The organism is Gillisia lutea (assembly GCF_021568705.1).
GTDB classification, from domain to species: Bacteria; Bacteroidota; Bacteroidia; order Flavobacteriales; family Flavobacteriaceae; genus Gillisia; species Gillisia lutea.
The window spans coordinates 44,547-71,224 of the sequence record NZ_JAKGTH010000009.1; the positions used below are offsets into that span (position 1 = coordinate 44,547).

At 36.2% G+C, this 26,678-nt stretch carries 19 protein-coding genes and 2 tRNA genes; 9 read left to right on the plus strand and 12 right to left on the minus strand.

The annotated features are described in order from the left end of the window. Positions 1-2 precede the first annotated feature (2 nt). The 6 genes from L1I30_RS09625 to L1I30_RS09650 all read left to right on the plus strand — a co-directional run bounded on the left by L1I30_RS09625 (position 3) and on the right by L1I30_RS09650 (position 6,118). A tRNA-Gly gene (locus L1I30_RS09625) sits at positions 3-75 on the plus strand. A gap of 45 nt (positions 76-120) precedes the next feature. Next, positions 121-206 (plus strand) — tRNA-Leu (locus L1I30_RS09630). Between the two features lie 833 nt (positions 207-1,039). Next, positions 1,040-1,726, plus strand: coding sequence for a TetR/AcrR family transcriptional regulator (locus tag L1I30_RS09635; RefSeq protein ID WP_236134076.1), 687 nt, complete (start codon positions 1,040-1,042; stop codon positions 1,724-1,726). Next, positions 1,716-3,377 carry a peptidase domain-containing ABC transporter gene (locus tag L1I30_RS09640; RefSeq protein WP_236134077.1) on the plus strand — a complete coding sequence of 554 codons (1,662 nt, stop codon included), beginning with the start codon at positions 1,716-1,718 and terminating at the stop codon, positions 3,375-3,377. Before L1I30_RS09635 ends, L1I30_RS09640 begins: the two co-directional genes overlap by 11 nt. Positions 3,378-3,380: 3 nt before the next feature. Continuing rightward, positions 3,381-4,733, plus strand: coding sequence for an HlyD family secretion protein (locus tag L1I30_RS09645; RefSeq protein ID WP_236134078.1), 1,353 nt, complete (start codon positions 3,381-3,383; stop codon positions 4,731-4,733). Then, on the plus strand, positions 4,730-6,118 hold the full coding sequence (locus tag L1I30_RS09650) for a TolC family protein (protein WP_236134079.1): 1,389 nt from the start codon (positions 4,730-4,732) through the stop codon (positions 6,116-6,118). The genes L1I30_RS09645 and L1I30_RS09650 overlap by 4 nt, the downstream gene beginning before the upstream one ends. 536 nt (positions 6,119-6,654) lie before the next feature. On the opposite strand, the gene L1I30_RS09655 is transcribed toward L1I30_RS09650, so the two are convergent. Further along, a complete protein-coding gene (locus tag L1I30_RS09655) occupies positions 6,655-7,332 on the minus strand; it encodes a M15 family metallopeptidase (protein WP_236134080.1) in 678 nt (225 codons plus the stop codon). Positions 7,333-7,442: 110 nt separating this feature from the next. On the opposite strand from L1I30_RS09655, the gene L1I30_RS09660 reads away from it, so the two are divergent. Then, positions 7,443-9,902 (plus strand): zinc-dependent metalloprotease, encoded by a 2,460-nt coding sequence (locus L1I30_RS09660; protein WP_236134081.1) that lies wholly within the window; start codon positions 7,443-7,445, stop codon positions 9,900-9,902. 41 nt (positions 9,903-9,943) lie between these two features. Here the strand turns inward: L1I30_RS09660 and L1I30_RS09665 are convergent, their stop codons facing one another. From L1I30_RS09665 to dinB, 7 genes are all read right to left on the minus strand, one after another. After that, the gene (locus tag L1I30_RS09665; RefSeq protein ID WP_236134082.1) at positions 9,944-12,400 is read right to left on the minus strand and encodes a DUF5916 domain-containing protein; all 2,457 of its coding nucleotides are present in this window, start codon (positions 12,398-12,400) and stop codon (positions 9,944-9,946) included. 211 nt (positions 12,401-12,611) lie between these two features. Next, positions 12,612-12,854 (minus strand): hypothetical protein, encoded by a 243-nt coding sequence (locus L1I30_RS09670; RefSeq protein ID WP_236134083.1) that lies wholly within the window; start codon positions 12,852-12,854, stop codon positions 12,612-12,614. 79 nt (positions 12,855-12,933) lie between these two features. Continuing rightward, positions 12,934-13,167, minus strand: a complete 234-nt coding sequence (locus L1I30_RS09675; RefSeq protein WP_236134084.1) for a hypothetical protein — start codon at positions 13,165-13,167, stop codon at positions 12,934-12,936. Between the two features lie 46 nt (positions 13,168-13,213). Continuing rightward, on the minus strand, positions 13,214-13,996 hold the full coding sequence (locus tag L1I30_RS09680; RefSeq protein WP_236134085.1) for a TIGR03915 family putative DNA repair protein: 783 nt from the start codon (positions 13,994-13,996) through the stop codon (positions 13,214-13,216). A gap of 1 nt (position 13,997) precedes the next feature. Next, the gene (locus L1I30_RS09685) at positions 13,998-15,260 is read right to left on the minus strand and encodes a putative DNA modification/repair radical SAM protein (RefSeq protein ID WP_236134086.1); all 1,263 of its coding nucleotides are present in this window, start codon (positions 15,258-15,260) and stop codon (positions 13,998-14,000) included. A gap of 12 nt (positions 15,261-15,272) precedes the next feature. Beyond that, on the minus strand, positions 15,273-18,305 hold the full coding sequence (locus L1I30_RS09690; protein WP_236134087.1) for a DNA polymerase III subunit alpha: 3,033 nt from the start codon (positions 18,303-18,305) through the stop codon (positions 15,273-15,275). A gap of 36 nt (positions 18,306-18,341) precedes the next feature. Beyond that, positions 18,342-19,556, minus strand: coding sequence for a DNA polymerase IV (gene dinB, locus L1I30_RS09695; RefSeq protein WP_236134088.1), 1,215 nt, complete (start codon positions 19,554-19,556; stop codon positions 18,342-18,344). Positions 19,557-19,669: 113 nt separating this feature from the next. Here dinB and L1I30_RS09700 point away from each other — a divergent pair, with 113 nt between their 5' ends. Next, complete coding sequence (locus tag L1I30_RS09700; protein WP_236134089.1) at positions 19,670-20,437, plus strand: XRE family transcriptional regulator; 768 nt, start codon at positions 19,670-19,672, stop codon at positions 20,435-20,437. Between the two features lie 273 nt (positions 20,438-20,710). On the opposite strand, the gene L1I30_RS09705 is transcribed toward L1I30_RS09700, so the two are convergent. The 3 genes from L1I30_RS09705 to L1I30_RS09715 all read right to left on the minus strand — a co-directional run bounded on the left by L1I30_RS09705 (position 20,711) and on the right by L1I30_RS09715 (position 22,621). Continuing rightward, entirely contained in the window at positions 20,711-20,983 is a 273-nt protein-coding gene (locus L1I30_RS09705) for a hypothetical protein (protein ID WP_236134090.1), read from the minus strand. 111 nt (positions 20,984-21,094) lie between these two features. Beyond that, positions 21,095-21,331 (minus strand): hypothetical protein, encoded by a 237-nt coding sequence (locus L1I30_RS09710; RefSeq protein WP_236134091.1) that lies wholly within the window; start codon positions 21,329-21,331, stop codon positions 21,095-21,097. A 114-nt stretch (positions 21,332-21,445) separates the two neighbouring features. Beyond that, positions 21,446-22,621, minus strand: a complete 1,176-nt coding sequence (locus tag L1I30_RS09715; RefSeq protein ID WP_236134092.1) for a 3-deoxy-D-manno-octulosonic acid transferase — start codon at positions 22,619-22,621, stop codon at positions 21,446-21,448. Positions 22,622-22,792: 171 nt separating this feature from the next. On the opposite strand from L1I30_RS09715, the gene L1I30_RS09720 reads away from it, so the two are divergent. After that, positions 22,793-23,926 carry a DegT/DnrJ/EryC1/StrS family aminotransferase gene (locus L1I30_RS09720; protein WP_236134093.1) on the plus strand — a complete coding sequence of 378 codons (1,134 nt, stop codon included), beginning with the start codon at positions 22,793-22,795 and terminating at the stop codon, positions 23,924-23,926. 80 nt (positions 23,927-24,006) lie between these two features. Here the strand turns inward: L1I30_RS09720 and L1I30_RS09725 are convergent, their stop codons facing one another. After that, positions 24,007-26,379 (minus strand): hypothetical protein, encoded by a 2,373-nt coding sequence (locus L1I30_RS09725; RefSeq protein WP_236134094.1) that lies wholly within the window; start codon positions 26,377-26,379, stop codon positions 24,007-24,009. Between the last annotated feature and the right edge of the window lie 299 nt (positions 26,380-26,678).

Below are 26,678 nucleotides of genomic sequence, written 5' to 3' on the forward strand. Positions count from 1 at the left end.
TCGCGAAAATAGCTCAGTTGGTAGAGCGCCACCTTGCCAAGGTGGAGGTCGCGGGTTCGAATCCCGTTTTTCGCTCTGAAAGTGGCGAAAAGAAAATTTTCGCACTATATAAAAATCCACGCTCGGATGGTGGAATTGGTAGACACGTTGGACTTAAAATCCAATGATCAGCAACGGTCGTGCGGGTTCAAGTCCCGCTCCGAGTACAAAAACCCTCTTTATCTTTATGATTTAGAGGGTTTTCTGTTTTTAGAAACCTTCTTTCCTCACATCTTTCCGACTTTTCAACATTGACTATCCGAATTTAGCTAAAAGCGACATCTCTTGTCGGTACCTGTTCTCATTTTGATCTCCTAAATCAGTAAGATGAAAAAGCTAGAAATTATTTTAACTGGTACAATTTAAAAAGCTTAGAAATGAAATTAGAAAAGCAAATACCGTTCATTTAGAAGAAGGGGGTCTTTGGAGGTTATGAGCTTTGTTTAAATGTGGGAATTCCAAATATTTTTCCGGCTTCTTTAATGGTTAAAACATATAAGAATATAGAATTAGGAGTTGTGAAATGGAAATTTGAAGAGTTTCATTAAATGGCTATGAAAGATATTGTGTTTTTTAGAGGTTTGACTAAAACCGGTGCTTTAGCTAAGTTGTCTCCACATTTAATTAAGGAATCTATTTTAGCTTGTGTTTTAGAAGATTGCATTAGGCTGATATTGATCTATTGTATGGTATTCTGAAAAAACTCAGTAAAGACAATGATATTCTCCTTATCAATTATAACCCATATTTGCTGGAGAAAATTGAGGTTGGGGTGATTCTGAAATAAGTATTTAATTACCTGTGTTCAATAACTTAACGCAACAAATCATAATTCAAATTAGTTGTATGACTAGCCATCTTACTAAAAGGTGGCTTTTTGTTTTAAAATAGAGCTAGAGAATACCTTCTGAAAATTTTTCCCTTGAACAGACGTTAATTAACAGCTAAACTTTCATATTGTAATAGTAATACTATTAATTTAGCCTCAAATTTTATTATTTTGGAAGAGCTATATAAAAATTTTAAAATATCTATCAACCCTGAATTATATCTTAAGGATCCTGAATCCAGTGACTTAGGTAAGAAAATTATCGGGGAAGGAATTCTTTTAATTGATGAGGTAGGATTTGAAAAATTCACCTTTAAAAAACTGGGAATAAGGATCGCTTCTAATGAAAGCTCTATTTACAGGTATTTTGAGAACAAACATAAATTTCTGGTATACATAACCAATTGGTACTGGGGTTGGAAGGAATTTCAGCTTACACTTTCCACATACGGTATAAGTAAGTCCTACGATAAACTTATAGAAGGCATTAAAGTGATTACTCAGCCGGTAGTTGAAGATATGCGGTTTGAACATATTAATGAGGTCGCTTTAAACAATATTATTATTAACGAAAGCTCAAAATCGTATCTCACGATAAATGTAGATGAAGAAAACCAGCACGGTCATTTTTTACTATATAAGCGACTGGTGAAGCGTATCAGTGAAATGATTAATGCTGTAGATGCTGATTATAATTTTCCTTTTAGTCTGGCCACTACCATAGTGAATGATTCCCTGAACCAGCATTTTATTTGCAAGCATTTTTCGAGTATTACAGATTGTAGCAGTAAAGTTTCACCCGGGATGTACTTTGAAAACATGGTAGCAAATCTTTTAAACTTTCAAGATGGAAAATAAACTAAGCCCTTTTCAACGATTTCTTGGATTATTAAAACTGGAACGAAAAGACTTTCTTCAGATATTCTATTATGCAATTTTCGCGGGACTGGTTAGTTTGTCGGTGCCTCTGGGGATACAGGCAATTGTTAACCTTATGCAGGGAGCGAGGATTTCTACCAGTTGGTTTGTTCTGGTGATCCTGGTAACACTTGGGGTCGCTTTTGTTGGAATCTTACAATTAATGCAAATACGTATCCTGGAAAATATTCAGCAAAAAATATTTACGCGATCTTCTTTCGAATTTATTTACAGGTTTCCCAAAATCAAGACCGATGAACTACGAAATTTCTATCCTCCGGAATTAGCAAACAGGTTCTTTGATGTTCTTACCATTCAGAAAGGTCTGTCAAAGGTGATCATTGATTTTCCCGCGGCACTGGTCCAGGTATTTTTCGGGTTAATCCTACTTTCCTTATATCATCCCTTTTTTATTATCTACGGAATTTTACTGGTAGTACTTATTTACATAGGTTTTAAAATTACCGGGAAAAAGGGGCTGGAAGCAAGTATATCTGAATCTAAATACAAATACCGCATAGCACACTGGATCCAGGAAGTTGCCAGAACCCTCATTAGTTTTAAAATTTCTGGTAGAACAAACCTGGCCATTCAAAAAAACGATCGTATGCTTTGCGATTATCTCGATGCCAGGGAAGGCCATTTTCAGGTGTTGAAGATCCAGTTTATACAGTTAATAATTTTTAAAGTCCTGGTTACTGCAGGGCTATTAGCGATTGGAGGTATGCTGGTTCTTAATCAGCAAATGAACATTGGGCAATTTGTAGCCGCTGAGATTATTATTCTTTTAATAATTGCCTCAATAGAAAAGATCATTTTAGGACTTGAATCTTTTTATGACATACTTACCTCTCTGGAAAAAATGGGGCAGGTTGTAGATAAGGAACTGGAAGATCAATCTGGTGAAAAGCCATTTGAAATGGGAGAACCATTGACAATTGAACTCAACGGCCTTCAGTATAAAGGCTTTGATGGCAAGAAGATTATCCAAAACCTGGATCTTAAGATCGAGCACGGAGATAGAATTCTTTTGAAAGGATTGAATGGCGCTGGAAAATCTACCCTCCTAAAGCTTATCGCGGGGCTAAATCAGGCGAGTGTGGGGGAAGTGTATGTGAATGATATTTCCCTGCATAGTATAAATCTTAATCATTATCGGTCGATGATAGGCCAGTCGGTAACAGAAGAATCGCCCTTTGAAGGAACCATTCTGGAAAATATTAGCATGGGCGATGAAAATATCTCTAAACAGGATATTCAGTGGGCCCTGGAAAAAACTTTTCTCACCTCCTTTGTTAAAAAACAACCTAAAGGTCTGAATACAATGATCTATCCTGAAGGTATTCAAATGCCCTATTCAGTATCAAGAAAAATAATTCTGGCTCGCAGCATTGTTAAAAGACCTTCGGTTTTAATTTTAAATGAACCACTGGACCAGTTAGATCATGATGAAGCAACCAGTATCATTGATTTTCTCTTCAGTGAAGAAAATAAGTGGACGGTAATTGTTTCCAGTAAGGACGCTCAATGGGAAAAATACTGTAACCGAGTAATTATCCTTGAAAAAGGAAAAATTAAATCAGAGAAGTAAGATATGTTGAACATCACTAAAAATAGCTTGCATGAGAAAGTGGATCTTCTTCAGTATAAATCTGGTAAGAAGGTTTTCAATGAACGTAATCAAAAATACTTTAACCGCTTCCTGATCGTATTTGGGGTAAGCCTGTTTATTATGCTGTTTTTACCGTGGACCCAAACCGTGGCCGGTAAAGGTTATGTGACCACACTTACTCCAGATCAACGGCCACAAACCCTGCAGTCACCAATTCCCGGAAGAATTGAAGAATGGTATATTAAGGAAGGACAATTTGTAGAGAAAGGGGATACCATTCTACATATTTCAGAGGTGAAGAGTGAATATTTCGATCCACAACTTGTTGATAGAACGGGGGATCAGATCCGGGGAAAAGAGAATTCGAAAAAATCTTATGAGGAGAAAATTGACTTTTTAGGAAGTCAGATTGGAGCAATTCAGCAGGAGAAACGATTAAAGATCAATCAGGCTGAAAATAAATTACAGCAAAGTAAGCTGAAATTTCGCAGCGACAGTATAGATCTTGAAGCGGCAAAAACAAACCTTGAAATTGCAAATTCACAATTTAACCGCGCACAAACTTTGCATAACGAGGGATTAAGATCTACTACAGACCTTGAGAATTCCAGGTTAAAATTGCAGGAAGCTCAGGCTAAAAGAATTGCCGGGGAAAATAAGCTCCTGGCCTCCAGAAATGAGATCATAAATGCAGAAATAGAACTTAACCGTATAGATGCTGAATATGGTGAGAAAGTATCAAAAATTCAAAGTGACCGCTCTTCAGCAGAAAGTTCATTATATCAAACGCAGGTAGACATCAGCAAACTGGAGACTTCCTTTTCCAATTATGAAACACGCCAGGGCATGTATTATATCAGGGCACCGCAAGCGGGTTATATTAATAAGGCTATTAAAGCCGGAATTGGAGAAAGCTTTAAGGAGGGAGAACCTCTGGTGAGCATTATGCCATCAAATTATGACCTGGCGGTGGAGACTTATGTAGACCCAATTGATATGCCTTTGCTGCATGTGGGGGAAAAGGTAAGAGTACAGTTTGATGGGTGGCCTGCAATTGTTTTCAGTGGCTGGCCAAATAGTTCTTACGGTACTTTTGGTGCAGAGATCGTGGCGATAGAAAACTTTATAAGTTCTAATGGAAAATACCGCGTACTTCTTGCTCCTGATGAAGAGGATTATGAATGGCCCCGGGAAGTAAAAATTGGCTCGGGAGCTTCAACGCTGGCTTTGCTAGAAAATGTACCTATTTGGTATGAGATATGGCGGCAGTTAAACGGCTTTCCTCCAAATTATTATACGCCTGAATCTTCAACCAATAATAAGACCGGGAAATGAGAAAACTTGCTTTTTTAATATTTTTTCTTTCGGTTTCGTCATTATTTGCGCAGGCAGAAGACACGCTGCGTCTTGAATTTAATGAATACCTGGCGATCGTTAAAAAGTATCATCCCCTGGTAAAACAGGCAGGATTAATGGTGGATGAAGGTGATTTTAAATTGTTGAAAGCTAGGGGAAGTTTTGATCCTAAAATAGAGGCAGATCTTTCAGAGAAGAATTATAAGTCTACTGAGTATTACAATATATTCAATTCAGCATTTAAAATCCCCACGTATTACGGACTCGAATTCAAAGCCAAATATGAGCTCAATTCAGGGTATTACCTGAATCCGCAGAACAATGTCCCACAGGATGGCTTGTATTCGGCAGGGGTAAGTCTGGATCTTACCGATGGATTGTTTATGAGTAAGCGAATGGCTGCTCTTCGCCAGGCCAGGATCTATCGTGATCAATCCAGAATTAAAAGGGATTTGATGAGTGCAGAGATCCTTTATGAAGCTTCGCTTGCCTATTTTACCTGGTATGCGGCATATCAGAAATATGAGTTTTATAAGGATTTTGTGAAAAATGCGGAATTCAGGTTAACCTCTGTAAAAACCGAATTCAGGGCAGGGGATAAGGCCGCGGTAGACACACTCGAGGCAAATATAGCTTATGAGAGCAGGATGCTTCAGTTTCAGCAAACGGAATTAGAACTGACGAAAGCAACATTTAATTTATCCAATTATCTGTGGACTGAAAATAATGTTCCGCTGGAGCTTCAAAATTCAGTGATCCCGGAGGAAAATCTTTTAGAAAAAATAAGTCAACTCTGGATTGAGGATGAAATACTTGCTGCAAGTGGTATTCAGAATAATCCTAAGCTGCAATACCTGGAATATAATGTTGAAATAAAGGAAGTGGATAGAAAACTGAAAATTAATCAGTTGCTTCCAGACTTGAGCCTGAACTATAATTTTCTAACCAGTGAACCTGAAGAATGGCGGCGTCTAAATGTTGATGATTACAAGTTCGGAATTAAACTAAGCCTTCCGGTTTTTATGAGAAAGGAGCGCGGGGCAGTGGAACTTTCTAAGCTTGCAGTTGAAAATTCCAGGTTTGAATTACTGAATGCCGGGCAGGAAATCTCCAATAAGTTGAAAATACTCCAGTCGGAAATTAGCAGTTATCGCTCACAGAACACTAAAATTCAAAAAATGGCGGAAGATTATGAAAGTCTTGTGGAAGCCGAGCAGCGAAAATTTGAACTTGGTGACAGTTCTTTATTTTTAGTCAATAATCGTGAGAATTCATTTCTTTCAGCACGAATGAAACAGATAGACGTTCTGATGAAATTTCTAAAAAGCAGGGCAGAGTTGAAAAAATTAACCACTAATTTTTAAGATGTAATAATGTATAAGAAAGTGATTTCAGATTTATTGCCTTTTTTGCTTTAATCCGAAAGAAGTCGATCCAGGATTTTAGAAAATCCATATATGTGAATAGATCATGGCTTGACCTGTTTTATAAAATTAGAGAAGTGACCGCTTTAATAGTTCAAATAATAAATTATACCCTAGATCAAAACCATTTTTTTCAGGCATTTGAATGTCTAGAAAAACCAACTCAGGCTCGTATTTTTTATAGCAAGACCCCCCGAATCTACCGAAATGCATTTTTCGACTATATTAAATTTGTTAGGAAAATACCTATGAAGGGTTTTTTCTAATAAACTTTGGGCACTTATTTCGTCGTCAATAATTAATGCTTTTATCATAAAATAAAATTACAATAAAATCTTGAGTTGCTTATGTATGTAGCACGCCTAGAAGTATTCTAATCTAGTAATAAATTAAACCCTCTTTATCTTTATGATTTAGAGGGTTTTGTGTTTTTAGAATGCAAGGAATCCGTTTAAAAGACACATCTTCTTCTGGAACTATTCAATAACAAAATCAAAATAGGTATTAGGAAAGGGTTCATTTCTTAAAGTGAAATGCCACCACTCTTCAGAATACGATCTAAAACCATATTTGCTCATTACAGCTTTAAGTAATTTCCGGTTATTTCTTTGATCATCAGTTATCTGGGAAGTGTTGAGATGTGAAATCTCTCCGAAGAAGTCATAGCTGCTCCCCATATCCATTTCTTCTCCGGAGTTTATATCAATTATAGTTAGATCCAGAGTGCTTCCCCGGGAATGACCAGATTTAGTAGCTATATATCCTAATTCAAATAAATTCTCCTTTTTTACGCTAGGGTAGAACGCCTTTTTCATGATAGTATCTTCAGGTTTTCTTGCCCATTCCATAAATTGATCAACAGCCCGTTGAGGTCTATAGGCATCGAAAATTTTTAAGCAGTAGCCTTGAAGTTCCAGTTCCTGCTGAACTTTACTTAATGCAAGTGCAGCTTGTTTTGTGGTTATAACTTCTAAACTATTATATCCGGGAAGAGGTTTTCCTGTAAAATTGTTATTTCCGGCATACCTCAAGTCAATTACTATATCTGGAATTACTTCTTTTAGATGTACGAACCCTTCCGGAAGGGAATTGTTTTGAGAGAAAGACGGTAAACTTATAGATGTAAGGAATAGGAGTAATATTAAATTCTTCATATTAGAAATGACTTTTGTGGAAAGTTACTTAAAAAATTAGTTTTGTATCCTTATCATCTTTATGCTTTCATTCACTTTATCTATCTTGAGGGCTCTATAAAATCAATTATATGTTTAAAAAAATTTCACTGCTACTTGGGCTCATTTTAATCTTATCCGGTTGTAAGAGTCAAAATTCAATCTTCACCAAGAAAGATAAAGCTGATCACTCCATTACCAGTACCGGCAAGAAAAAGAAGGGGGATACCAAGTCTTATTCCGAAGTTATTACCAGTGATGCTAAAACTGATGATGGATTATTCAAAGTTCATAGGGTGGGGGAAAAGCTATATTTTGAGATTCCTTCAAACTTGATGGAAAAAGATATGCTCTTAGTTAGTCGTATTGCCAAAGTCCCGTCAGGTTATGGTGGCGGTTATATTAATGCGGGTTCAAAAGTAAATGAACAAGTGGTGAGATGGTTTAGACGTGGAGCAAATGTAGATATGAAAGTGATTAGTTTCGAAAATCAAAGTGAGCAGGATTCTCCAATCTATCAATCGGTAGCGGCTAATAATTTCTCTCCTATTCTCTTCAGCTCTAAAATTGAAGCTTTTAATGCCGATTCTACAAATGTGGTAATTGATGTTACCGGTTTATTTGATTCAGAAATAGCAGCAATTAATGGTATGTCTGCTAGCATGAAGAAGCGCTATAAAGTGAAAAAGCTGGATCAAAACAGGTCTTTTATTGAGTCGGCTCACGCATACCCAGAGAACATTGAGGTAAAACATGTTATGACTTATGAAGCTGAAGAACCACCAGAAAGGGATCAGGCAGGTACAATTTCACTTCTTATGAATCAATCAATGATTCTTTTACCTGAAAAATTAATGCAGCCCCGATTGGCAGATGATAGGGTAGGGTGGTTCAGTGTTAGAAAATATGATTACGACTCTGAGCAGCTTAAATCAGACGATTATGAAATTATACGGCGCTGGAGGTTAGAGCCAAAAGATGTGGAGGCATATAAACGGGGAGAGCTGGTAGAACCTATTAAACCCATTGTTTATTATTTAGACCCTGCCACTCCTTTAAAATGGCGACCTTATTTTAAAAAGGGGATTGAAGACTGGAATGTAGCTTTTGAAAAAGCAGGTTTTAAAAATGCGATTATAGCTAAAGATCCTCCTACAAAAGAAGAGGATCCAGAATTTAGTCCCGAAGATGTAAGGTACTCTGTGGTTCGGTATGTGGCAAGTACTACCAGAAATGCTACTGGTCCATCTGTTATAGATCCTCGAACAGGGGAGATCATCGAAAGTGATATCATCTGGTATCACAACCATTTGCGATCTTATAGAAACCGATTTATGATAGAGGCCGGAGCACAGAATCCAGATGCCAGAACCCTAGATACTCCTGAAAAGGAAATTGGAGAAATGATGAGAATGGTAATTGCTCACGAGGTGGGACATGCATTAGGCTTACCACATAATATGAAAGCTAGCTCGGCTTATCCTACAGATTCTCTACGCTCAGCTAATTTTACTCAAAAATATGGTTTAACCCCATCTATTATGGATTATGCTCGGGTTAATTATGTGGCGCAGCCGGAAGATAAAAATGTACGCTATATAAGAATGATGGGACCATATGATTTGTACGCAATTAATTGGGGATATAGGTTCTTGCCAGAAGCCGTAGACCCCAAAAGTGAAAAGAAAACTTTAGATGCATGGATATTGGAGAAAGAAGGTGACCCGATCTACGAATTTGGGGGCGGATACGATGGGATTGACCCTCAGTCACAAAGAGAGAGTTTAGGAAAAGATCAGATAAAAGCGAGTGAATATGGATTGGCAAACCTTCAAAAGGTAGTTCCAAATTTAATCGAGTGGACTTCTAAAGATGGTTATAACTATAATGATCTTCAGGAGGTATACACAGAACTTATCGGCTTGTGGAGAGGTTACATAAATCATGTAATTACTAATGTGGGTGGTGTTTACGAAACTAAAAAAACCAGTAATCAAGAGGGTACGGTATATACAGCTGTGCCAAAAAGTATTCAAAAAAACGCCGTGAATTTTCTTAATAATAACGCTTTTAATACGCCTGATTGGTTGTTGAATGAATCGATTTTAGATCGCATTGAAGCTTCAGGTGCTATAGAGCGAATTCAAAAGTTGCAAACTGGTGCTTTGAAATCTTTATTAGGAGAAGAAAGAATAAAAAGAATGATAACTAACGAGGAACAAAATGGAAGTGATGCCTATAGCGTTCTTGAAATGATAAAGGATTTAAGGAAGGGTGTTTTTTCTGAACTTTATAAAAATAAAAAGGTAGATGCCTATCGTAGAAATCTACAACGCTCTTATGTCGATATAGCTAGTGCTTATATAGCAAACGTGAGAACTCAGGATAACGAGAGCATACTTAAATCAGATATCATAGCCTTAATGCGGGGAGATTTGCAAAGCTTACGTTATGATATTAATTCCAGAAGATCCAGAGTGAATGATCAGCTTACAACATATCATTGGAAAGACCTTATAGCAAGAATAGATACAGCCCTTAGAGTTGAATAACATCTTTTAGGAAATAAAAAAAAATGGGATTATAGCAAGCGCTATTTTCCCATTTTTTTATTTTGTATCATCGCGGTGGAAGAATCTTCAGATTTAAACCAATTTTTCATCCTATTATAATCTAAATAGTAACTAACTCTTAAGGATAGATTATTGGTTTGTGGCTGGTTAAAAAGGTCATCGAAGTTCTGGGAGAAATTCCTGCTTGAATCTTCTATGTAACTGTCTATAGCATTTCTGTATAGCAAGGTTAATTGACTCCCGGGAGCAAACCACCACGAAAAACGAAGATCTATATTCCAACTATTATAGGTGGTATCATATTCTTTTCCGAAGGAAGCATAAGAGCTAAGCTCGCCATTGTTTTCTAAGCTGTAAAATGAATTATAACTCACTTCAGAATAATAATGCCTGAATGCTAGATTTAGCGCTATTTTATTGTTGAAGATATATTTAGATTCTATAGAGTTGATAATGGTGTTTCGATCTCTGGCTCCAAAGATGATATCATCTTCAATGCGATCTGCATAGCCTTCTTCTTTGTCTGAAAGTATCAAACTGGTTCCTAAATTCACTCTAAATTTATCTGAAATTCTATACGTTGGATACACCTCCAGCATTAATCTTCCCCTTCCTTTTTCATCATATTTATACCAGTCTACAACGGCATTTACTCCCAATTTTTTTCGATAATCGGTATTTATCCATACCCAGGTATCATAGTAAGCGGGAATTTTAAAATGCCTGCCCTCTGTACGAGCTTCATACAGATCCTGAGTTCCAAAAGGTGTAGTTTCAAAACCTCCTCCAAACTGCATGAATTTCTTGGTAGTGAAATTAGAGTTGAAATTGAAATTGAATTCACTATAAAGGTCTGGTTGAAGCCTGCGTTGATGGTTCAGGTTAAAATTTAGATACATATTATTTAGGAAGCCTTTTGGCTGTAAATATCTATAACCATAATATCCGTAATAATTGATATAGTTAGTGTATCCGGAGTATCCCATATCATTGATATCGAAATCTTTGGTTCGAAAATTCACCTCAGCACTAAGTCGGTTACTACCGCTAATCTTTGCTAATCCGGTTCCTCCTTCGGTTCCAAATTTGGTCTTCTCATCCATTACCCAACTTCCGGCTAAATTGGCCCAATACTTCAGGGTGTTCTTTTTATTGGTGATATCGGTATAAACTCCGGTGGCATTAGCATCTCTAAAACTTCCTTCCCTGGTAACGTTTGTATTTACCAACGAAATAGAGGAATTATCGCCAAATCGCTGATCTAATACCAGGATATTGTAATTTGAAGTAGGTTCTATTAACTCCTTGCGGCTTTGGTTGGTTTCGGTATCTCTTATTTTAGCATAGGTTTTTTCAGTAATCGCATTAAAGAACCCGATACCTAGACCTTTATCGGTTCTCCCGGAAACTTTCAATGCATTAACTAAATCTACAGAAGAAGGGAATTCTTCAAATTCTTCATTATCATTCAGTTCAGGGTTCCCAGAGGGATACCCTCCAACTCGCCTGGAATAGAATAAATTTCCTTTCGAGAATAATTCTGTTCCTTCAGTGAAAAATGCTCTTTGCTCATTATATTGAACCTCAATTGCCGATAGGTTTAAAACTGCATCATCAAATTTGGTCTGTCCAAAATCAGGAATAAGGATCATATCTAGTGTAAATGCATCATTTATTCCGTATTTCAAATCCATCCCTCCATTAAAATTCACTTTTGTATCCCCATCGTATGTGTTAATATAGGAAGAGATATAAGGTTGAAAGGAAAGTCGGGTAGGGGTTTCAATATTTTTAATGCCATAGATCTCCCCATCGTAAATAGAAAAGGCTCCTTTTGAATTATCGATCGGGCTCCAGCTGTAGCGAGTTCTGGCTCTTCTAAATTCCCGTTCCATATTAAGCCCCCATTCCTGAATATCCTTCTTCGGAAATCGTAATTCGGAATAGGGAATAAAGATTTCGGCTACCCAACCTTTGTCATTTATTTGTACCGCACTATACCATACGCCATTCCAACTGGAATCTTCATTGCCATTGGTCATTTTTGCATCATATTGTACACCAGCAGCGGTTACAATAAACTGGAGACTCTGCTGCCGGTCATTATAACCATTTAGTAAAATAAAGAAAAAATCATCGTTGCTTATATCATCTCTTTCGGTAAGTTCTTTAAGGATCTTATCTGGCTCAGGGTCTTGAAGGATTGCTCCAAAGTATATTCCCAGGTCATCATATATAATTTTAACTTCGGTATTAAGGCTATCAGGGATTGGCTTTCCGTTATTAGGCTGGCGTTCTACAAAATTAGTTGCAATTGCTGCTCCTTCCCAGGCAATATCGTCTAAAACTCCATCAATTTTAGGGGCGTTGGTTATCCTTTGAATAGTGATGTTTTTACGAGGAATGCTATCTAATTCTTGGGCATGTAAAAAGGTGTTGCTAATAAAAAAGAGGAGGATTCCTAATAAAAGTTTCATATGATGGTTTTCTCAAAAGACAACAGGAATAATGATTTGTTGCAGTTTAACAGACGTTTTATGTGAAAAATTTAAATATGCAGGGATATTCAATTTAAAATTTAAAGATGCCTAATTTAATTTAATAAGAAAAGGATAAAAGATGCAATTTTAAGGTTTAATAAAAAAGCCCACTGTGTAGCGGGCTTTTTTTTTGGATAAGGTATGATGTCTACAAATCGTCTGCAGCTTCTTCTCCATTTACATCATCAGTATCGTGCATTTCTTCATGAATCTCTTCTTTTACCTTCTTGGCACCTTCTTCTATTTTTTCTCCCGCTTTCTTAGTATTGGTTTCAATATCTTCTCCAATAGATTCTAAGGCGTCTTCAGTTTTTTCCTGAGTTGTTTCTCTACAAGAATAAACAGAGGCAGTTATTACTGCCATCATCAACAATAAAAATACTTTTTTCATACTTTCAATTTAGGGTTAAACTTAAAAAAGCCATCACAATAGAAATTGGATGGCTTTTTAAAAATATTAATGCTAACGACTACATGTCATCATCACCATTTACATCGTCAGTTCCGTCAACTTCTTCTTCGATTTCGTTTCCAGCGTTGTCAGCGGCAGCTTCTACTTCGTCACCAGCTTCTTCAGCAGCGTTTTCGATATCAGTTCCCATTTCTTCTACTGCATCTTCAGTTTTTTCTTCAGTAGTTTCTCTACAAGAGTAGATAGATAAAGAGAATACAGCAGCTAATAATAATAAAGATAATTTTTTCATTGTTAAATATGTTTAATTAGTTGAAGAAACAAATTTAAACTATTTTTTAATTTAGCAAAGAACTCTTTTCAGTTAAATATTTCCAATATCGCTTAGGTACATGTTGTAGGTGTAATTTTAAATTTTTGCGAGATTTTATATTGGTACTGGAAAAATAGTGTTGCCACAGTTTTTGAAATTCCAGCTCGGAAGTATCGTAAAACTTGGGGTTGTGAGCGTGGTCTTTGATATCTTCGGAAAACTCCAAATGTATTTGTACTACATTTTCGAGGTCATAATACAAACCAAATTTTCGTTTATAATCATAGATAATCCACTTTTGATCGGCATATCTGGTCTCAAAATGTTTAGATATAAGAGGGAGAACGTTAAAATCTGGTTCTATACCGGCAAAGTAGATGTCATCTTTGGTTAATTTAAATCTTATAAAGGCTTCCATTCTATGTTTTTCTCTGCTTACCATTTTTGCCACTTGGGTCACTCTTAGGATTACAGAATCACCAAAATCGGTTCCTCTAAATTTTGACTCTTTGAATGCCATTTGTACATATTGTAATAAAGTAAGTTCTATTCCCGGCAATTCACTTAGAAATGCCCAATATAATTTTCTTCTGGAGGTAGCCGACATACATTTTGTTAACCCGGTTTTTACTCTATTTGCTTTAGCTTCCTCGGTTAAAATGAGCAAAGGAGCAGAAAAAAAATCTTGTTGGAGTTCTATTTCAGGATGTATAGCTGAAATTTGAAGATGTTGTTCAAAGCTCGCAAATACAACGCATAGAAATCCGTCAAAACTTCCGTCGTAAGAAATAATTACTGAAGTGTTCATTTTAATTGAATAGACTTAGTTGGTTGCTATACTCTTTTCGGAATTTACTCTGAGAATTCTGTAAGATAAAGCCTTTTACTTGTAATGCGCTTAGATCCCGCTTTTCCCATTCTCGCGAATTACAGTGTATAAAGTATTTCGCTCTATTAAGTGCAATCCCTATTTTTTGAAGATGTTCCCAGTTAAGCGCTCTGTGTTTTCTGGCCTCTAATATTTTATATACAGACTTCATTCCTATTCCCGGCACTCTTGCCAATAAGTATTTTTCAGCTTTATTCACATCTAAAGGAAACAAGTGCATGTTGCGTAATGCCCAACTCAATTTTGGATCTACATCCAGATCTAAGTTTTGATGCTCTTCATTTAGAAGCTCTCGAATATCGAAGCCATAAAAACGAAGTAGCCAATCGGTTTGGTACAATCGATTTTCGCGGAGTAATGGCACCGGACTCCCCAGTGCTGGCAATCTGGTATCATTAGCAACCGGGATATATCCGGAATAATACACGCGCTTCATTTCATATTTTTTGTAGTAATAGGCTGCCGAGTACATCACATCTCTATCGCTTTCTCCTGTAGCACCCACGATCATTTGTGTACTTTGTCCTGCAGGCGCATATTTGGGAGTGCTTCTAATTATTTTTTTTTCATTCTTATATTGTTGAATTCCAGTTTTAACTGCCTGCATGGGTTTGATAAAATCTGCATGATTTTTATCTGGCGCAAGTAATTTTAATCCTGAAATTGTTGGAATTTCTATGTTCACCGATAACCTGTCGGCGTAAAGCCCTGCCTCCATCATTAGTTCGTCGCTAGCACCTGGAATGGATTTTAAATGAATATATCCATTGAAGTTTTCTTCTAAACGCAATTTTTTAGCAACCGCAACAAGACGTTCCATAGTAGTATCCGGACTATTGAAGATCCCGGAGCTTAAAAATAGGCCTTCTATATAATTACGTCTGTAAAAATTCATGGTAAGGTCTACTACTTCCTGTACCTTAAAAGCTGCCCGTTTAATATCATTACTTTTTCGGGTTACACAATAGGCACAATCAAAAATGCAATGATTGGTTAGAAGTATCTTTAAAAGTGAGACACACCTGCCATCTTCTGTGTAACTGTGGCATATTCCAACGCCATCACTATTGCCTAAACCTTTATTATTATTAGCGCGTTTGCTTCCGCTACTGGAACATGAAATATCATATTTGGCGGCATCTGCCAGTATGTTCAGTTTTTCTTTAATCCTTTCAAAAGACATATAAGTGTTTTTTTATTGAGGAACAATCGACTTCTTTTCGTGTAATTTTTTCATCTTATCTATTCTGTTTGCTGTTGCCGGATTATCTTCAGCAAAACGCGGATCGGTGATATAGGCTTCTTTTCGCATTTTAATAACCTCAATACTCAGAAAATCGAACTCTTCGGTTACTTTTCCATACATGACATAGATACCTGGGCCTCGAAAACTGTATTTCTTTGCAATAGGTGGAAAGAGAATGGTGTCAAAATAATGACCTTCGCTATCTATAAAAGTTCCAAAGTTCATGCGCTCTCCCTTAGTGGTACTGGTATTTTTCACCGTTACCAGATAGCCATAAATGAGGATATTCTTATTTAAAAAATCCTGTAGATCTTTTTGCCCATAATCATTTCTTGGGGTTTCCAGAAGGAGATCGAAATGACTGCAAAGCGGGAATCCTAAGAGTTCAATTTGTTCAAAAGCTTCTTCCAACTGTGTGGTCTTAAGTGCCGGCAGCGTAAAATTTTTATGCTTTGGAATAAATAGCGGAAGCTGATCTGGTCTTTTCGGAATTTTACTGAGTTTGAAATGTGCTTCCCATAAGAGCTTATATTTATCGATGCCGGTAAACCTGAAGGCATTTATCCTTATAAGAATGCTTAATTGCTCTATCCCAATGCTTACTCGGTCTATGAAATCTTCAAACGATTTGAATTTTCCGTGGAAGTTCCTGTTTTCTAAGATGCGTTGCGCAGCTCTGTGTTCCAGCTCTTTCAAATATCCAAAACCTAGATAAATGCGCTTAGCTTTAATAGTGTTGTGATAGTCTCCTTCATTAATACAGGGTGGCTCTACAATAGCGCCCAGCATCTTGGCTTCATGTACGTACATTTCGGGAGAATAGAATCCTCCGCCGTTGTTAAGGGTTGCTACCATATATTCTAAAGGGAAGTAAGCCTTTAAGAATAAACTCTGATAACTTTCTACCGCGTAGCTGGCCGAATGGCCTTTGGCAAAAGCATAGCCGGCAAAACTCTTTATTTGTTCCCAAACTTCAAAAATGGTCTTTTCAGCAATTTTTTTCTCTTTACAATTTGAAATGAATTTCTCTTCTACGCGTTGAAACTCTTCTCTAGAACGGTATTTTCCGCTCATTCCTCGGCGTAATACATCTGCTTCGGCAAGACTTAATCCGGCAAAATAATGCGCCACCTTTATAACATCTTCCTGATATACCATGATCCCATAGGTGTCTGGCATTATTCTCGCTAATTCGGGATGTGCGTTTTCTCTACGTTCGGGATAACGATGCCGCAGGATATACTCTCGCATCATTCCACTTTTAGCGACTCCCGGTCTAATAATGGAACTCGCAGCCACAAGCCCTAAATAGGTATTTGTCTTTAATTTTTTCAGCAACATGCGCATAGCGGGAGATTCCACATAAAAACAGCCTATACAGGAAGCTTCTTTTATCAGGTTATTAATACGTGGGTCTTTTTTGAAACTGGTGATATCGTGAATATCAAAGTTGGCTGCCGTGGGCTGATTTTTCTCAATAATGGCCAATGAGTCCCGTATCTTTCCGAGTCCGCGTTGCGCGAGAATGTCAAACTTGTAAAGTCCTACATCTTCTGCAATAACCATATCGAATTGTACGGTAGGAAATCCTTTTGGAGGAAGATCAAGTCCGGAGAAGTAGGTGAGGGGTTTGTTGGAAATAAGAATGCCACCTGCATGAATGCTCAAATAATTGGGCATGCCCTGTATAAGCTCTCCGTACTTCATCACTATTTTATGAATGCTGTCCTGTTGGTTATTTGGGAGATAGCCCTTGCATAATTGGTCTATATCTTCTTTTGGCAATCCAAATACTTTACCTATCTCACGTATCACGGCCTTGTATTGAAAGGTGTTGTAAGTAGCAAGCAAGGCAGTATGGGGGAATTCTTCAAAAATGAACCTGGTGATGTCTTCCCGATCGTTCCAGGCAAAATCAATATCAAAATCCGGCGGACTCGTTCTATACTGATTGATAAAGCGTTCAAAATAGAGATCGAGTTCAATAGGATCTACTTCCGTAATTTGTAGTAAATAGGCTACTATACTGTTGGCGCCACTTCCTCTGCCTACATAAAAATAACCCTGGCCTCGCGCATATTCACAAATTCGCCAGTTGATAAGAAAATAGGAAATAAAATTCATTTCCTTGATCACTTTTAATTCTGAAGTCATTCTCTTGAATACTTCCTCCTTCGCTTCTGGATATCGAAGTAAGAGTCCTTTTTTGCAAAGCTGCTCGAGAAGAGCTTCATCTTTCGCCTCACTTTCGCTAAAAACCTGCTGATTTTGAGGTTTTCTATCTTCTGAAAAATCGAAATCTATACTACACGCATCGAGGAGTTTTTGGGTGTTTTGCAAAATAAATTCAAAGTCCTGAAAGGCTTCTTCTAGCATTTCAATAGATATCATCTGCTCTTCTAGCTTTGCTTGTTCTTCTGAAGGGAGTTTGCTTAAAAGTGTATTATTATCAATAGCTCGTAGCAGTCTATGTGCGTTGAAATCTCGTTTATTACGAAAAGTTACGGGTTGAAGTACGACTAGTTTATGGGTGAGTTCTTTCAGTTTTGAGAAGCGAAGTTTGCGCAATTCGCTTATGGAAACGCCAATAAATTCATTATGGGCAAAATCTTTAACTTCTGCGGCCATTATGTTTTCAAAAGGGTAAACAACAAAAGCATTCTTGAAAAAAGGTGCTTTCTCAGGAACTAGCTGCTTCTTATAAAGTAGCTGTGATAGGAATATATTTATTTCATTAAAGCCTTCGTTGTTTTGTGCAATAGCTACAAATTGTTGTTGCGCTCCATTCCTGAAATCTACACCCAATACTGGTTGTATATTGTAGTCTTTTGCTTTTCGAACAAAGTTGAGGCAGGCAGAGGTGTTGTTGATATCGGTTAACACCAATTTTTCAATACAATTCTGCTTTGCAAGTTCCAGCAATTCCAGTTCTGAAAAAGTGCCGTAGCGCATACTATAATATGTGTGATTGTTTAAATACAATTTTTAGGTAGCTGTTATAAATTTCATGTATTCGATTTATTGTTTTCTATGAGCCAGGATAATGGGAGGTTCACCATTAAAAGGATTGGTCATTCGGCCTATGGTCTTGGCGCCTAAAGAAGAAGCGCGAAGCACACTTCTATCCCCATACCTGTTTCTTATAGTGTCCATCGCATTATAGAGTTGTAACACCTCTTCATTGTCATCAAACAGATTGATCTGGTAATTTCCTCCGGCCATATGACTAAACCTGATGCCTATTAATCGTACCAATAGCCTGCGGTTATATAGTTTTTTGAATAATTCCTGAATCTGCGGAATTAAAATATGATCGGCACTGGTATAGGGAATCTTCAGCTGTTTTGTATACGTGTTGAAGTCGGAATATCTTATTTTAACGGCAATGCAAGAGGTTAATTTATCACCCCGCCGCAATTGGTAGGCGAGATTCTCTGTCATTGCAATAAGGATGGACGAAAGCCGATGCACATCGATGGTGTCCTTATCAAAAGTCCGCTCGGTAGATATAGATTTTCTTTCAGAATAAGGAATAACAGGCGTATGGTCTATACCATGTGCCCGTTGCCAAATAGTGGTGCCGTTAGCTCCCAATACTTTTTGCAACATTTCTAAGGGCATTTCCTGAATGGTTTTAATTTGTCTTACGCCTAAATTTCGGAGGGTTTGATAGGTTTTATCTCCCACCATGGGAATTTTTCTTACAGAAAGCGGTGCCAGGAATTCTCGCTCAAATCCGGAATCAATCTTAAGTTGATTATTGGGTTTTGCTTCGTTGGTTGCTACTTTAGAAACTACTTTATTTACCGAGAGTCCAAAGGAAATAGGTAAGCCGGTTTCCCGGATGATCCTTTTTCGTAATTCTGAAGCGTATTTATAACAGCCAAAGAAGCGATCCATTCCAGTAAGATCGGCATAGAACTCATCAATGCTTGATTTTTCAAATAACGGAACATCTTCTTTTATAATATCTGTTACATTCGTAGAATATTTAGTGTAAGTGCCTGCATTGCCTCTAATTACAGTAGCTTCCGGGCAAAGTTGCTTTGCCAGTTTCATAGACATCCCGGAATGTACCCCAAAGGCACGGGTTTCGTAGCTACAAGCAGCCACCACGCCACGATCACTTGTGCCGCCTACCAATAATGGTCTGTTTTGTAAACGCGAGTCAATAATGCGCTCTACAGAAACATAAAAGGTATCCAGATCCATATGTAAGACAGTTTTAACCATAATGTAATTCCTTCTATTCTTGGAATATTTACAAAATTATGGAATAATTCCATTAAATAGGATATAGTCCAATGTTAAAATTGGATTTATTCCAAAAAGAATTATATTTGTGTATGGGAACAGATATAACACCCGAAGTTAAACGCTTCAAGGAAATTCGAGATGATCATCATTTTACGCAGGCAGAATTTGCCGAATTATTAGGGATCAAAAATTCGACGGCAGATATTGAACGGGGACGAACAAAACTTTCTGGAAAGGTGGTGGCCGAACTATTAAGACAGTTTGGAGTAAATCCGTTATGGTTATTTGGGGATAGCGGTCAAAAATATCTCCCTGTTAATAGAGGAGATGTCACTCCAAAGGTTATTACGGTTAACAGCGCCGAGGAAGAGAATATCGTATTGGTAAACCAGAAAGCTGCTGCGGGTTATCCTCATAATGTCCAGGATGTAGGCTGGTATCAGCAATTGCCAGCTTTTGATATTCCATTACCTGAATATAGAAATGCTACATATCGAGGTTTTCAGGTTGAAGGAGATAGTATGACGCCTAATCTGCTTCCGGGAGAATGGGTACTGGGAAAAGCAATTTCCAGCATTCAGGAAGTAAGTAACAGCAAGATTTATGTAGTTGTCCTTTATGATTCAGTATTAGTGAAGAAGATTAGGAAATTGGAAGATCTTTCTAAAGTTTTACTCATTTCCATTAATGAAGAATATGCGCCTGTAGAAGTAATGGTAGGAGATATACAGGAATTATGGCAGGTAAACAGTAAGCTTACCTTTAGTTTAGATGCCACTTCAGAAAATGGGTTGTTAAGGCAATTACAACAATCTATGGAAGAGCTTAAAAGCGAATTCAAAACTTTTAAACAATAAAAAAATCCATCTTGGTTAAGGATGGATTTTTTAGGTTTAGTTGGTTTAGAAAATGCTAATCTACAGCATCTTCAACATCGTCGGCTACTTTCTCTACCGTAGATTTCTCACGGCATGAAGTGAACATAATACTTGTAGTAAATGTAAGCGCCATCAATAAAACTATTTTTTTCATAATTTAGAATTTATTGGTTTTTGTATTAATTGAACAATTATAATTAATCTGCAAATGGGTTAGTTTCTGTAGATCGCTTATAATTAAAAAGTTCAATATTATATATCGTCCGTTCCTTCAACTTCAGCTTCTACTTCGTCAGCTCCTTTTTTTACTGCATCTCCAACATCATTGGCTGCATTTTCAACTGCATCGCCAGTGTCTTCAGCAGCTTCTTCGATATCATCTGCTACATCATCCATGTCATCAGCTACGTCATCCATATCATCAGTCATTTCAGTGTCATCAGTTTTGTCGTTTTTTTCTCTACAAGAAGTGAAAAATACGCTTAAAGTTAGGGCTGTTGCTAATACTAAAAATTGCTTTTTCATTTGATAAAATTTATATTGGTTAGTTAGGTTTTAAGTGATTGGGTATTGTATTGAGTTATAAATATATACAAAAACCTTAAGCTCACTAATTATTTATGTGTTTTTTCTTAATTAGTTGTCGTCACCTATTTTTTCGATCTCTTCATCGATCTCTTTATTAACTTCTTTATCTACCTTTTTTGCGGTACGTTCTAAAATACCTTCTTGCTCAGGTTCTTTCTCGGTAGCCTCTATTTTTTCAACTTCTACTTCCTTAATTACTGTTTCTTTTTCGGGAGTTTCTCTACAAGAAATAAGACTTGTAGCCGAGGTTAATGCTAAGGCAGTCACTAAAATAACTCTTTTCATAAGTAATTGTTTGTTATTGTACAGGTCGAAATTACTATTAATATGAATCGAACACTTATTTTTTTAGATTTTTTTAATAAATTTTAAAGATATTTTTAGTTTGTATTGATGAAATTAAGATAATTTAACATTTTTATGATTCAAATAGGTTTTAATCACCTGGGTAGCGCCAGTATTGGAACTAATGAAATGTCCCGCAATCATCCCCGTTTTTTGTCTAAAATCTACATCTTTCAGCAGTTTTTGAAGAATATCCTGAAACTCCTTTGTGTTTTTTACTGAATATAAGCCTGCTAGTTTCTGCAATTCGATAGCTTCCGGAAATTTGCTGTAATTACTACCTATTATAATAGGTATTCCAAAAGTGGCCGGTTCTAAAATATTATGCAGACCCGTAGTTCCAGTCGCGCCACCTACAAAAGCGATATCGCCATAGCTATAGATCTTGCTTAGTAAGCCTATGGTGTCTATTATAAAGACCTGATAGGAGGAAAGTTCTTTCCCTTGTTTTTCAGAATAAAGAACTGTTCTTTTGTTGAGGCTATTTTTAAATTTTTGGATCTGTTCCGCTTTAATATTATGCGGTGCAATGATGAATTTTACTTCGGGGGAAGAGTTATTTATGAATTCCTGAAGCATTGCTTCATCCTCTGGCCAGGTGCTACCGGCAACAATACACGTTTTATTTTCTTTAAAATCTTCTATAAAATCAAGTTTGTTATCTTGTTTTAATTGATTGGAAACTCTATCAAAACGGGTGTCGCCGCTTACATTTACATTTTGAAACCCGATAGAATTCAAAAGTACTTTTGAGCTTTCATTTTGTACAAAGAAATGCTGAAAGCTTGTCAGTGATTTTCGCATCCATTTTCCGTATGATTTAAAAAATAACTGATTAGCGCTAAAGCCACCAGAAATTAGAAAGCTTGGGATGTTCCTCTTTTTTAATTCATTTAAGTAGTTTGGCCAGAAGTCATATTTTACAAAAAAACTCATTTCAGGATGTGCCAGTTCTAAAAATAACCTAACATTTCTTCTAGTGTCCAGAGGCAAATAAACTACAGCATCGGCTATGGGAGTATTCTTTTTAACTTCATATCCCGAAGGTGAGAAAAAACTAAGTACGATCTTATGTTGGGGATATATGTTTTTTACGACTTCTATGATGGGAAGTCCTTGTTCAAATTCACCTAAAGATGCTACATGAAACCAAATTACTCTGTCTTTCTGCTGTATCTTAGAGTTTAGAATTGAAAAAGTGTTTTTTCTTCCATCAACAAAAAGTTTCATTTTAGAATTAAAAAACGCTGTTATTGGTAGAACTGTTTTTACTAACCAAATCGATAAATTATAAAGTAGTTGCAAGCTTTCTGTTTTGAATGCTAAAATACTTCTTTCCTGAAAATTGCATTGGTGGTAGGAGCGATATTTCGTATTTTCGCGGCATTACAACAAAAATAGATGAAAAAGATACAAATGGTTGACCTTCAAGGTCAATATAAACTTATTAAAGATCAAATCAATAATTCTTTTGATGAGATCATGCAATCTTCGGCATTTATCAACGGACCGGAGGTTCAGAATTTTCAAAAGGAATTAGAGGAATATTTAGGTGTTAAACATGTAATACCTTGTGCTAATGGTACCGATGCGCTTCAAATTGCAATGATGGGGTTAGGGTTACAGCCAGGGGATGAGGTTATTACGGTAGATTTTACTTTTGCGGCAACGGTAGAGGTTATTGCGTTATTGCAATTAACCCCTGTCTTGGTAGATGTAGAGCCAGATACTTTCAATGTAGATCCTGAAGCTATTAAAAAAGCAATTACTCCTAAGACCAAGGCTATAGTTCCTGTGCATTTATTTGGGCAAACAGCCAATATGGATGCTATCATGGAAATTGCAAAGGCTCATAATTTATATGTTATTGAAGATACCGCGCAGGCGATTGGTGCCGATTTTCACTCGAAAGAAGGAAAAACCTATAAGGCCGGGACCATAGGAGATGTTGGTTCAACTTCATTTTTCCCTTCTAAGAACTTAGGCTGTTATGGAGATGGTGGTGCTATCTTTACAAATAATGATGAGCTGGCTCATACTATTCGCGGAATAGTAAATCATGGTATGTATGAAAGATATCATCACGATGTGGTGGGAGTGAATTCCAGATTAGATAGTTTGCAGGCAGCGGTATTACGTGCAAAATTGCCAAATCTTGATATGTATAATGAAGCCAGAAAGGATGCATCTCTAAAATACGATAAGGCTTTTGCAGGGCAGGAGCATATAATTGTGCCGTTTCGCTCAGGTGATTCTGATACGCATGTTTTTCATCAATATACTCTTAAAATTACCAATGGGAAACGAGATGCTTTGGTGAAACATTTGAATGAAAATAATATTCCTTGTGGAGTTTATTATCCAATTCCATTGCACAGCCAAAAAGCTTATAAGGATTCTAGATATAATGAAGCCGATTTCCCGGTGACTAACCAATTGGTGAAAGATGTGATCTCTTTGCCTATGCATACCGAATTGGAAGATGATCAAATTGACTTGATCACTAAAACCATTATCGATTTTGTGAATGACTAAAAACTTCAAAATAGTTTAAAAAATCAAAAACCGGATCTATTATAAATAGATCCGTTTTTTTTTAATTAACATTTATAATATTAATTAGCGATATTTAGCTGTTCTGATATTAAAAACCCGTCAGAGGTTATACCTTCAATAAATAACACTACTTCTGGTTGCAGGGTATTCAAAATATTAAACGTAGCATTTCCAGTTTTATCCAGACTCAGGTTTGGTGTCCAGTCGATAACACCATATTCTTCAAAAATGGCTGAAGTATAAGAAGTATACTTGGGAGCGTAAAATTTTTTATTAAGTGAAAATCCGTTATTGGTAATTATTTCTTTAATAGTTTCTCGGCGGGAGCTCCCTCCTAATCTCCCTTTTCGTGTGGTAATCTCAATTACTCCATTGTTACCGCTCATTCCATATCCTATCCCAGAAGGGCTTATTATTATAGATTCTACTTGTGAAGTTTCTAAATATAATAAAGGAGAAGTGTCCATGCCTAAACGCATTCCATTAAAATAGATTTGCGGTATTGGGGGATCCTCTTCGCTTAAAGAGGAAGGGGTTCGATTTTCGATCACTAATGATCCATAACCGCCCTGTAAAACTTTAAAGCCGTTGGCTGCAATATAGTCTGTAATAAAGTGGTATCGATTTTCAAGTTCTTCGGTAATAGTAATCTCTTGTTTGATTACTTGCATATCATTGATGTATTTGTCTTTTTCTCGATTTTCTTGAATAAGGTTTACGGTGTCTAAATTTATAGCGTCTCCAATAAAGTTTAATGGGATATCAAGATTGGATACTTCATCTCTATTAAAGTTAACCTTAGGTAATTCATCGACTTTAATGTTTTTAGAGATTTTAAAAGGGGAAATTTTAGCAATAACCGATGGTTTGGAGATTTTACTATTCCGGTCATTTAGTAATCCAAATGAGATAGTGGAACTATCTAATACATATACATTTTTCAATACGAAAGTATTATCGTCCTTAATATTAATTATTTCGAAAAGTCCTGTTTCATCCGATTTAACATAAATGGTGTTTTCTTTTTTGTTATTTCTACCTTGTACAGTTCCTTTGATGGTAAAACCTTTTTCATGATCAACAATTTCTTTTGTTGAATTAGATAAAATAGAGTTCCAGTTATAACTACTCCAACCTTGTGTTAATAGTAATATGTCAAGATCATAAGCGATCTTTCTAGAGTTTTTATTTGAAAAATAATACTGAGGATTTTCAATATTGCCTTTTAGGTGTGGTTTCAAATGAAAAGCCGAAAGGATGTTATGATTAGGTTGATATGCCTTTGTTTTTCCTGGGAGTACAGAAAGGCTTAAAGAATTACTTTTTACCTTTTTTAAAGATTGAAGATTAATTTGAATAGAATCACCTAATTTTCTAACAACTCCAGATTTAATTCGAATGCGTTTTAAATGTTGTTCATTGAAGAATAATCGTTCTAAAAGGGGGTTTAATTTTTCATCAAAAATAGTAATAGTATTAATTCCTGAGTACAAAGAATCTTTGCTTAATTTTAAGTTTACCTCATTTTTGTCATGTGGGAATTGAAATGAAAAATCTTTAATTCTTCCATTTTGATGAATTGCAGCATAAAAAATCTTTTGGTGTATCAAATCTTTTGATCTGTCATTGGTTTTTATGGATAATAAAATCTGATCTCCTACACTGTTCCCCTCAATATTGAAGCCTATTAGTTCGGCTGGAGGTATGTTGAGGCTTACTACATCATCACTTAAATTTGTAACTTCAATGGTATAGGCAGTATTTACTTTGGGTATAAAACTAAATTTTGAAAGTCCGAACTGATTGGATTTAAACGTTATAAGTTCTTCTCCTGCAGAGTTTATAAGTCTCCCTTTTTTGAAAACAACTCCTTGTCCATTATTGTCAATTAACTTTACTCCAACATTATTTCTAACTTCAGAAAGTAAATGACCGCCTTCGGGTAGTATTTGTAAATCGAATTTTTTCTGTTCTTCTAAGGGATTGGTGTCCTTGCTCAGTATCACGAAACTTTGTATATATTCTAAGTTCTCCTCAAAATTATCCATGTATTTCGTTGATGCTTTTACAAAGTATTTTCCAGGCGCATATTTATTATTACTAAGATCAATAAATCCTGAACCTTTCCCATTTCCTATCATTATGGTTTTAGTTTCAATAAGCACCCCTTCCACATTTAAAATATCAAGATTAAGGTTCAGGGTTTCAGGATTTGGAAGGTTAGTAATTGGATTGTATACATAAGCGGATAGCCATAAATCTTCTTTCGGAAGAAAAATGGTTTTATTTAAATGAAGAAATAAAGCCTCACGGTTAAGGCTAAAATAATTGGTATAGTGATCTTCGAGCTTTTGTATTTCTTTTTTTGCAGTTTGAGAGAACGCACTACCTACAGTTAATAGTGTAATTAGCAGTAAAATAATTTTTTTCAATGAGTTGAGGATTTAGAATCTTAAGGTAGGGCCTATGAAACAAGTTAAAATTAATAGTTATATAAAATTTCTAAGACTTCCATTTTATATGAATGACGACTTGGTTTTTGAAGGTTTTAGAAAATAATGTTGTTCATATATAAGTCTATACGTGCTTTTTGAAGTTTGAAATATTTAAAGTCAAGATATTTTAATATATCAAGTTGGAATTTTTTAAATGTAATAATATTTTGTCGAACTAATTAATAGAAAGATGATTTTATAATTTCGCTAAATTCTTATTGATATAATACATTCAT